The following is an 8,944-nucleotide window of genomic DNA, read 5'->3' as shown; positions in this document are numbered from 1 at the left end:
GAGAGCGAAAAGCCAGTCCAGGGCCAGGCATATAAATCGCTCGAATTTGCGCAATAGAAACGAGAGCGACGTCATTCGATACAAATTTGATCCACTATACTGCCCTCCAAATTGAAGCAGGCAGTGTATAATGGACCGCCGTGACCACACCCGCCGTCGATTGTCGCTGTATGTGCCGTCTCCGTGATTCCAAGTTGTGCCTGATCGTAGCCGCGAATAACTTTTTGAAATCCAGAATAGGGTTTATCGATCATATCAAAATGCGGGCTGCCCCACCAAAAGGTATCATTTTGATCAATAACGGCTTTGCCTGGATCGACCCCTGCATGAACAAATAAGAGCTCTCCGTCTTCCGTATAAGCAGCTCTACGAAGAGCAACAAGAATGTCATTATGGCCCGGGTTCGACTGTATTTTTTCTCGCAACCGGTTCGTCCATTTTGTTGTCGCGAGGATACCTTCGCGAAAATATTTTCGGGCCTCCTCTTCGGATTCGCCATACGCCTCAAGGGTTCGTCCAATGCCGTGTTCCGTCATCCAGTCAAAAACGGTGTTGGGATCAGATGCAAGTTGAATCTGGAGAAGCTTTCGCCACATTTCTTCCTGAGCGCCTCGCAGAAAGACGATATCTTGCGCTGCCATCCCCGCAAGACAGAGCCGATTAATGCGAAAGGAAAGGAGTTCGTCCAACACGCCTTTGATGTCCGGACCCCGACCCAAGTAATTCCCTAGATACACAAGCCGGTCACCGGGCTTCCAACGTGTAACAAGAGTATCGTGCAGCTGAATAAGCCGGGTGAGTTCACCATGGATGCTTGAGACAGCCCACACGCGTCCAACCTGCGCAAGGCAGCCGAATTTCTCTCTGTAAGCATTTAATCTCATAGTGTCGCACAATGTAGGTTCGTTTTGATTTGTGCAAGCCCTTGAGGCCGTAATTGATAAAATTTAGGACAAAAAAGCCCGGATTTTCATCCAGGCTTTTGTCGTCGCTTATTTTTTGTAGCTTAAGCGGCTTTTAGGACTTTCTGGACTTTTTCCGCAGCAGCATCTGCTTCGATTTGCTCTACAACAGCTAACTCGCGTGACAGACGTATGAGCGCAGCTTCATATATTTGCCGCTCACTATATGACTGGTCCGGTTGATCTTCATTTCTATGCAAATCGCGAACAACTTCAGCAATCAGTATTGGATCGCCAGAATTGATTTTGGCTTCATATTCTTGCGCCCGCCGGCTCCACATTGTCCGTTTAATCCGAGCACGTCCTTTTAATGTTTCCAGAGCATTTTTCATCTTCTTAGGTGAGGATAAAGCCCGCATTCCAACATTTTTTGCCTGTTTAATCGGGACGCGTAGCGTCATTTTTTCATGAGAAAAATCGACAACATAGAGAGTTAATGCCATGCCGGATATTTCCTGCTCTTCAATACTGATGACTTGTCCGACACCATGTGTTGGGTACACAACATGATCCAGAGGTGCGAATTCCAATTCCTTAGTCATACAAATCCTTTTCATTAGCCTTGATGAGAGCTTAGGGTATGATTGCCCAAAAAAAACTGCAGCGTTATCCGCGCTGCATGTATAGCTCTGTCCACCAGTAAAACAAAAGTCACAACATAAAAAGGGCTCCTAAAAAGCATATTCCAGCCTTTCGCGCCCCAGTTAATTCAAAATGACTACATTCAATGCAGGAACTATATCACATTTTTTCGTAAAATGCTAATCTTGTTCCTTAAGTCGTGATAAATCAGGTATTTACAAGCTTTATTAGCTCTGGTCACCTGGATTTGAGCTGAAATGCTCTTTAAATTTGTCTGCTTTTCCGTCCCAATCTTCAGCATCAGGAGCTTGCTCTCCTTTTTGCGTAATATTCGGCCATTTTTCAGCAAACTCTTTGTTCACCTCTAACATTTCTTCGACGCCGTCTTCCGTATCCGGAAGAATTGCTTCAGCCGGGCATTCAGGTTCACAAACACCGCAGTCGATACATTCATCTGGATGAATGACCAGCATGTTTTCGCCTTCATAGAAGCAATCAACCGGGCAGACTTCCACGCAGTCCATGTATTTGCATTTAATGCAATTTTCGGTCACGACGTAGGTCATTTTTTTCTCCAGCTTATTCGAATAGTCAACATTACAAGAACTCCTTAACGGATTATCGCTAAAGGAGGTGAAAAACAAGACAAAAATAAAAAGGAGCGCAATTTATCAGTCTGGATCAATTCCCAAACGCGCGAGGACACGTTTACGGGCATTTCCCCGGTCCCGATCACTGACATAGATCAAGCCCGCGACTCGCCGGACAAGATTGGCTTCAAATTTGCTTAGGACGCCATCAGCGTACGCAATTTCCCACAACATCTCGATCATTTGAACGCGGGTCTCAATGGGAAAACTTTCTTTGACCGTCCGTGTGAAGTAAAAAAGTTGCCCGGCTTCAGCCTGGGCTTTTTCAGCATCGTGTAAAAGTTCGGTTGCCTCGCTTTCCGATATTTTATAATGCCGTTCAAGAACATCCAGGATTGCTTGTCGTTCCACATCCTTGAAATCGTCATCGGAAAGCGCTGCCTCAATCAGGAGGGCAGCGGTGGCGATATGCTCTTCATCCGAATTAGATGGTTTTTTCTGATCGTCGCCATCGGACATCAGGCTTTTCAGGAAAGAAATCATCACATACCCTCAACTGTTAACAACGATGTCTGTGACTTCAAACCTGTCCGTGACATTGTTTAAATTTTTTGCCGGATCCGCAAGGGCAGGGCTCATTTCGTCTGACCTTGCCCCAAGTTTCCGGGTTTTCACTGTCCAGTTCTAGCTCGGCGGCCTCAAATTCGTTTTCGCCGGTAACAGGATCGATATGCGTTACTTGCAGTTCACTTTCATCCGGCTCATTCCGTCGGAGTTGTTCAGCAGGATTTTGTAGCTGGACGAACGATAAATAAGTTGTCACTGTTTCACGTAGAGTATCCAACATGACTTGGAACATGGTGAAGGCTTCAGTCTTATATTCATTCAACGGATCTTTTTGGGCGTATGCGCGCAACGAAACTCCCTGACGTAATTGATCCAATTGCAATAAATGTTCTTTCCAAGCTTGGTCGAGAATTTGCAGCAAAATGCTTTTCTCGACCATTCGCATGATTTCGGGTCCATAATTAGCAGCTTTTTCCGCCATTTTGCGGTTTGCTGCATCTTTCAGGCGCTCCCGAATTTCTTCATCTGCGATGCCTTCTTCTTTTGCCCATTCGTCCACGGGCAGATCAAGTGCAAGGGTTTTGGCAACGGCTTCCTTTAAGCCATCCGTATCCCACTGCTCGGGATAAGCTTTTGGCGGAATATGCGTATCGACTAAGTCATCGACGACTTCATCACGCATGGTCGTGACTGTTTCGGAAACATCTTGTGTGTCCATCAATTCAATACGTTGCTCATAAATCACCTTCCGTTGGTCATTCATGACATCATCAAATTTCAGAAGATTCTTACGGATGTCGTAGTTGCGGGCTTCAACTTTTTGTTGGGCTTTTTCAAGAGCTTTGTTGATCCACGGATGGACAATGGCCTCGCCATCTTCCAGTCCAAGCTTCCGAAGCATGCCGTCCATCCGCTCAGAACCGAAGATACGCATTAAATCATCTTGTAGAGACAAGAAGAAATGAGATGCTCCGGGGTCACCCTGGCGGCCAGATCGTCCACGTAACTGGTTGTCAATGCGGCGGGATTCATGGCGTTCTGTGCCGATAACAAACAATCCGCCAGCCTCCAGGACCTTGGATCGTTGTTCCTTAATCTCGCCTTTTATCGTTTTTGTGATTTCAGCGATCTTTGCTTCATCGGTTTCGTCGGCGATACGGGACATGATCGCCATATCTTCGTTGCCGCCTAATTTAATATCTGTTCCGCGGCCTGCCATATTGGTGGCAATTGTAACGGCGGCAAACTGACCAGCCTGGCCGATTATTTCAGCTTCTTGCTCATGATAGCGGGCATTCAGAACCTTGTGCGGAATCTTCTTCTTCTCGAGCATGGAAGAAAGCATTTCAGATTTTTCGATGGAAACTGTTCCCACAAGAACAGGTTGCCCACGTTTTGCACAGACTTCAATGGTGTCGATAATTGCAGAATATTTCTCGTCAGCAGTTCTGTATACTTCGTCATCAGCATCTTTACGTGCGACACCGACATTTGTCGGGATTTCTACTACTTCCAAGCCATAAATTTCGTGAAATTCCTCAGCTTCCGTCGCAGCTGTACCGGTCATTCCCGCAAGCTTGTTATAGAGCCGGAAATAATTTTGAAAGGTTATCGAAGCAAGTGTCTGGTTTTCCGGCTGGATTGTCACATGTTCCTTGGCTTCAAGCGCTTGATGCAAACCTTCAGAGAACCGGCGGCCGTCCATCATTCTGCCGGTAAATTCATCGATGATGACAACTTTATCGTCTTTAACGATATAGTCTTTGTCTTTTTCAAAGAGTTTATGTGCGCGCAGCGCCTGGTTAGCATGGTGGACGACTGTAATATTCTCGCTGTCGTATAAATTATTGCCTTTGAGAAGGCCGGCTTCGTCAAGGATCTTTTCCATCCGTTCAGTGCCAATTTCCGAAAAGTTTACGGTTTTAGATTTCTCGTCTTTCTCGAAATCGTCTTCACCAATTTGCGGAACAAGACTATCCATGGCCCGATAAAGTTCAGATGAATCTTCTGCCGGTCCTGATATAATCAAAGGCGTTCGGGCTTCATCGATGAGGATACTGTCAACTTCATCGACAATTGCAAAATTGAACGTCCGTTGGACCATAGCAGGTTTTTCGAACTTCATATTGTCACGGAGGTAATCAAAGCCGAATTCGTTATTGGTACCGTAAGTAATATCTGCAGCATAGGCCGCACGGCGTTCATTGTCGTCCAGACCGTGAACGACACATCCAACTTTCATCCCAAGCTTGGCGAAAACCCGGCCCATCCATTCTGAATCGCGTTGGGCCAGATAGTCATTTACGGTGACCACATGGGCGCCCTTGCCTTCCAAAGCATTTAAATAGACGGGCAAAGTCGAAACAAGTGTTTTACCTTCACCGGTTTTCATTTCCGTAATTTTACCTTGATGAAGTACGATCCCGCCAAGGAGCTGCACGTCGTAATGCCGCTCACCCAAGGCACGCACGGCCGCTTCTCTTACACAGGCGAAAGCTTCTGGCAGTAAATCGTCCAGCGATCGTCCCGCATCAATCTGTTGCCGAAACTCCGTTGTTTTAGCCATTAGCTCGTCATCGCTAAGAGGTTTAATCTCCTCTTCCAACGAGTTTATTTCGTCTACTTTGGTTCGAACAAGCTTAAGTGCCCGGTCATTCGGAGACCCGAATAACTTCTTGGCAAAGGAACCGAACATATCTGACTATACTCCAGTCAAGGGTTGTGACATCAAACAACTGTACATCTAAGACGCACAATATTTCATTAAAGCATCTGCAATTAGGTTAAAAAATGCCGTTATATCTAAGGAGACAGATAAGGGGCAACCGCAGTTATGTCAATCTATCCAAACAGGAGATGGCGTAAAGGTGAAGTTTTTGAGGCGAAAAAGTGAAAATCAGTCTCATAAATTTAACAAAGGTTGTTCTCACGTTAATAACGACTATATTCGCTGGAATTCCGTCATCTCCGGAAAATGATACGTAGCTTTCGAGGATGCGAACAACAAATTAGGATCAAGATACTATGAAATCAGTTCACTTTCTCGCATTTGCAGTCGTTGCAATATTGTCAGTACTCATCGGCTATTATGTCGGCTCAAACGCAAAAGGCGGATCAATGAGTGAGATCGCTGCTGCTATCGAATCGGGCATGTCTTCAGACAATTCCGCGACAATGGAAAAAGAGGGTGCCGCTGACGGAAAAGTATTGGCGACGGTGAATGGTGCAGAAATTACGGATGCCGATGTAGATGCATTATACGAAACACTTCCGGCTCAATACCGCCAGGCTCCGAAAGAATTTGTAGAGCAACAGCTGCTGGATCAGTTAGTCAGCATGGCTGTCATCGGGCAGGCAGCAAAAAAAGAAAAATTTGGCGAAAATGCAGAGTTTCAGGGGCGCTTGAATACGGTTCGTGAACAACTGCTGCAGGAATACTACTTGAAAGAAAAAATTGACGCCATGGTCACAGATGAAGTGATCCAAGCGGAGTATGATAAATTCGCTGCTGAGTTTAAACCTGCCGATGAAGTGCAAGCACGTCATATCTTGTTAAAAACTGAACAAGAAGCGACCGATGTCATTAAGTTGCTGGGCGACGGCGGAGATTTTGTTGAGCTTGCCAAGGAATATTCGACAGGTCCCTCCGGCCCGAACGGCGGAGATCTTGGTTATTTCACTAGAGACCGGATGGTGCCAGAATTCGCAACAGCAGCATTTGATCTGCCCGCCGGCGAATATACGAAAAAGCCCGTTAAAACCAAATTTGGCTTTCATGTCATTAAAGTAGAAGACAAGCGCCAGACACAGCCGCCAGCGTTTGAAGAAAAACAAGAGGAAATTCGAGGCCAAAAAACGAATTCCATGGTGACTACAATGATTGACGAACTAAAGGCCGCTGCGTCAATTATTCTTCTGACACCTAAAGAAGATGAGAAAATGGAAGAGAAGTCAAAAACTGAAGAGGCCGAAGGCGCTGAAGAGACTGATAAAAAAGACTAACTGTCGTTCCGGCACCATCATTAAAGGGCTCGATTATTCGAGCCCTTTTTAATTGTCAGTGCTCGGAATCCAGGGTATTTCGTTAATTTCCACACCTTCTTCTCGTAGCTCGCTGCTTTCTTCTGTCGTGGCCTGTCCATAGATTCCGCGTGTCTCAGTTTCACCATAGTGAATTTTGCGGGCTTCCTCAGCGAACTGGTCGCCGACGTTATCAAAATTCTTTTCCACGGTCTCGCGGATTTCTCGCATGGCCTTCATCATTGTGGCGGCTTGATTGGTTTCTTTTTCCGCCATGGCCTGACGATCATTTTTGGACAGGGAGTTCTTCTTGGGTACGGAGGGTGCCATGGGCGCTTTGGATATGCCCGTTGCGCCGCATACGGCACATGCTAAACCACCCGCGCCGACCTGAGCGTCATACGTCGCACTATTCTTGAACCACGCCTCAAATATATGGGCGTTATCGCATTTTAGATCATATTTAATCATTTAGATTATTGCTTTGTATTCTGATACTCATGATTTAAAAATAATTGTTTCCGCAGTAAACACAAGTGCGGCGTCGTTTTTTAACTGAGAAATGTATGATACCTGTCTCTCCGTGGATACGGAAACATAGTGCGCTTCTCCCAAAGGAGCATCCTGTATTGGATGTTGCTTGTGGCACTGGCCGCCATAGCTTTTATATGCAAGAGCTTGGGTATGACGTCGTTGCCGTTGATAAAGATACGACAGAGGTGATAGCGCATCAGCCTATGTCAAATATCAGTGTAATTGAGGCTGATTTAGAAAACCAACCCTGGCCATTCTCAGAGCAAATGTTTTCCGGCATTATCGTCGTTAACTACCTCCACCGGCCTATTTTTCAAAATATTTTTGACAGTTTGGTGCCGGGCGGTGTTCTGCTTTATGATACTTTTGCCCGGGGAAACGAAAAATTTGGCCGGCCGCGAAATCCGGATTTCTTATTAGCACCAAAGGAACTCAAAACCCTGTGCGGGGAGAGTTTTGATGTTATTGACTATTTTCATGGACCTATCACAGGTCCGGCACCAGCGATGCGTCAATCGATTGCCGCCATTAAAAAGCCTTGAGCGGATTTTACTCGGCGGCTGTTGCGACATAATCGCCAGACGCCAACCTGAAGTCGCGATTATTCCGTAGATTAGGAATTTGCTGCCGTCGCCGCGTTATCGCATCTGTGTCAATATCTGCTGTGATATAACCGGGGTCTTCCCCCATTTCTGCTAATATTTCACCCCAGGGACTGATAATCATGGAATGACCAAAGGTCCTTCTTTTCTCGGAATTTTGTCCACATTGCGCTGGCGCAATAACATAGGCGCCATTTTCAATAGCCCGTGCCCGGAGAAGAATTTCCCAATGTGCGAGGCCTGTTGTATGCGTAAATGCTGCTGGAACGGTAAAAATACCGGCGCCATCTTGCGCCAATGCCTGATATAAATGCGCAAAGCGCACATCGTAACAGATAGAAAGCCCTATTTGGCCCCAGGGTGTTTCGGCTAAAACCGCCCGGTCACCCGGCGCATAAGCCTTGCTTTCCTTATGTGATTCCCCCGTATCCAACTCTACATCAAACATATGAATTTTGTCATATTGAGCAGCGATTGATCCGTCAGGACGAATAAGAAAAGATCTGTTTGCCAGACGGTCGTCGTCCGGTTTTTTTATAACCAATGATCCGGCTAAAATCCATGTGTCCAACTCGTCGGCCAGCTGTCGAAAGTTGGCAAGTGTCACATCATCTGCCTGCAGTTGCGCTTTCTCTCTGGCAGCTGCTTTATGCGGTTCCAACATATTGGTCACTTCAGGTGTCCCAATAAAGCGAGCGCCATCTGCTGCCGCTTCACGAATGAGTTCCGTTGATATCTTCAAATTCTCGTGAACATCGGTTTTTGAAGTTATTTGGATGCATGCGGCTGTAAAGGATGACATTTTTTCTCCGACCGAGCCTTCACGATTTCCCTAATATAGGGTCCAGTTTTCCGGCATCGTCCAACATATAAAGGTAGTTGCAATCGCCGATATGCTCACCGTCAATGAAAACCTGCGGTACGGTGTAGGATCCGCCAGCCCGCTTCGTCATTTCCTGCCGTAAGTCACCAGAAACCGTCACATCGATTTCCTTATAGGCGACACCTTTTTGCTTTAGTAGCTTTTTTGCTCGTGAACAGAAAGGACAAAACATTGTCGTATATATTTCTATATTTTTCATAACCG

The 8,944-nt window shown here is 46.1% G+C and carries 10 protein-coding genes; 2 read left to right on the top strand and 8 right to left on the bottom strand.

The features are described from left to right. Positions 1–71: 71 nt before the first annotated feature. The 5 genes from V7723_RS19560 to secA all read right to left on the bottom strand — a co-directional run bounded on the left by V7723_RS19560 (position 72) and on the right by secA (position 5,396). Complete coding sequence (locus tag V7723_RS19560) at positions 72–830, bottom strand: hypothetical protein (protein WP_335686185.1); 759 nt, start codon at positions 828–830, stop codon at positions 72–74. Positions 831–1,006: 176 nt separating this feature from the next. Continuing rightward, the gene (locus tag V7723_RS19555) at positions 1,007–1,504 is read right to left on the bottom strand and encodes a CarD family transcriptional regulator (RefSeq protein WP_335686184.1); all 498 of its coding nucleotides are present in this window, start codon (positions 1,502–1,504) and stop codon (positions 1,007–1,009) included. Positions 1,505–1,771: 267 nt separating this feature from the next. After that, positions 1,772–2,110: a ferredoxin FdxA gene (gene fdxA, locus V7723_RS19550; protein WP_335686183.1), complete on the bottom strand. Its 339-nt coding sequence runs from the start codon at positions 2,108–2,110 to the stop codon at positions 1,772–1,774. Between the two features lie 105 nt (positions 2,111–2,215). Next, positions 2,216–2,677 (bottom strand): tellurite resistance TerB family protein, encoded by a 462-nt coding sequence (locus V7723_RS19545; protein ID WP_335686182.1) that lies wholly within the window; start codon positions 2,675–2,677, stop codon positions 2,216–2,218. Between the two features lie 37 nt (positions 2,678–2,714). Beyond that, positions 2,715–5,396 carry a preprotein translocase subunit SecA gene (secA, locus tag V7723_RS19540; RefSeq protein ID WP_335686181.1) on the bottom strand — a complete coding sequence of 894 codons (2,682 nt, stop codon included), beginning with the start codon at positions 5,394–5,396 and terminating at the stop codon, positions 2,715–2,717. Positions 5,397–5,725: 329 nt separating this feature from the next. On the opposite strand from secA, the gene V7723_RS19535 reads away from it, so the two are divergent. Further along, positions 5,726–6,703 (top strand): peptidylprolyl isomerase, encoded by a 978-nt coding sequence (locus tag V7723_RS19535; protein ID WP_335686180.1) that lies wholly within the window; start codon positions 5,726–5,728, stop codon positions 6,701–6,703. 48 nt (positions 6,704–6,751) lie between these two features. Here V7723_RS19535 and V7723_RS19530 read toward each other — a convergent pair whose 3' ends face one another. Next, complete coding sequence (locus tag V7723_RS19530) at positions 6,752–7,192, bottom strand: DUF1178 family protein (protein WP_335686179.1); 441 nt, start codon at positions 7,190–7,192, stop codon at positions 6,752–6,754. A gap of 95 nt (positions 7,193–7,287) precedes the next feature. On the opposite strand from V7723_RS19530, the gene V7723_RS19525 reads away from it, so the two are divergent. Further along, positions 7,288–7,797: a class I SAM-dependent methyltransferase gene (locus V7723_RS19525; RefSeq protein ID WP_335686178.1), complete on the top strand. Its 510-nt coding sequence runs from the start codon at positions 7,288–7,290 to the stop codon at positions 7,795–7,797. Positions 7,798–7,804: 7 nt separating this feature from the next. Here the strand turns inward: V7723_RS19525 and V7723_RS19520 are convergent, their stop codons facing one another. Together V7723_RS19520 and grxC are read right to left on the bottom strand one after the other, a co-directional pair. Next, positions 7,805–8,659 carry a carbon-nitrogen hydrolase family protein gene (locus tag V7723_RS19520; protein WP_335686177.1) on the bottom strand — a complete coding sequence of 285 codons (855 nt, stop codon included), beginning with the start codon at positions 8,657–8,659 and terminating at the stop codon, positions 7,805–7,807. A 19-nt stretch (positions 8,660–8,678) separates the two neighbouring features. After that, positions 8,679–8,939 (bottom strand): glutaredoxin 3, encoded by a 261-nt coding sequence (gene grxC, locus V7723_RS19515; RefSeq protein ID WP_443024268.1) that lies wholly within the window; start codon positions 8,937–8,939, stop codon positions 8,679–8,681. Between the last annotated feature and the right edge of the window lie 5 nt (positions 8,940–8,944).

Origin of the sequence: Sneathiella sp. (assembly GCF_036960985.1) — a bacterium.
GTDB lineage: Bacteria > Pseudomonadota > Alphaproteobacteria > Sneathiellales > Sneathiellaceae > Sneathiella.
This window is presented reverse-complemented; position numbering and strand designations above follow the sequence as displayed.

Excerpts from the sequence above, each read along its gene's own strand:
- V7723_RS19555 (WP_335686184.1), bottom strand. The coding sequence starts at position 1,504 with ATGACTAAGGAATTGGAATTCGCACCTCTGGATCATGTTGTGTACCCA.
- fdxA (WP_335686183.1), bottom strand. The coding sequence starts at position 2,110 with ATGACCTACGTCGTGACCGAAAATTGCATTAAATGCAAATACATGGAC.
- V7723_RS19545 (WP_335686182.1), bottom strand. The coding sequence starts at position 2,677 with ATGATTTCTTTCCTGAAAAGCCTGATGTCCGATGGCGACGATCAGAAA.
- secA (WP_335686181.1), bottom strand. The coding sequence starts at position 5,396 with ATGTTCGGTTCCTTTGCCAAGAAGTTATTCGGGTCTCCGAATGACCGG.
- V7723_RS19535 (WP_335686180.1), top strand. The coding sequence starts at position 5,726 with ATGAAATCAGTTCACTTTCTCGCATTTGCAGTCGTTGCAATATTGTCA.
- V7723_RS19530 (WP_335686179.1), bottom strand. The coding sequence starts at position 7,192 with ATGATTAAATATGATCTAAAATGCGATAACGCCCATATATTTGAGGCG.
- V7723_RS19525 (WP_335686178.1), top strand. The coding sequence starts at position 7,288 with ATGATACCTGTCTCTCCGTGGATACGGAAACATAGTGCGCTTCTCCCA.
- V7723_RS19520 (WP_335686177.1), bottom strand. The coding sequence starts at position 8,659 with ATGTCATCCTTTACAGCCGCATGCATCCAAATAACTTCAAAAACCGAT.
- grxC (WP_443024268.1), bottom strand. The coding sequence starts at position 8,939 with ATGAAAAATATAGAAATATATACGACAATGTTTTGTCCTTTCTGTTCA.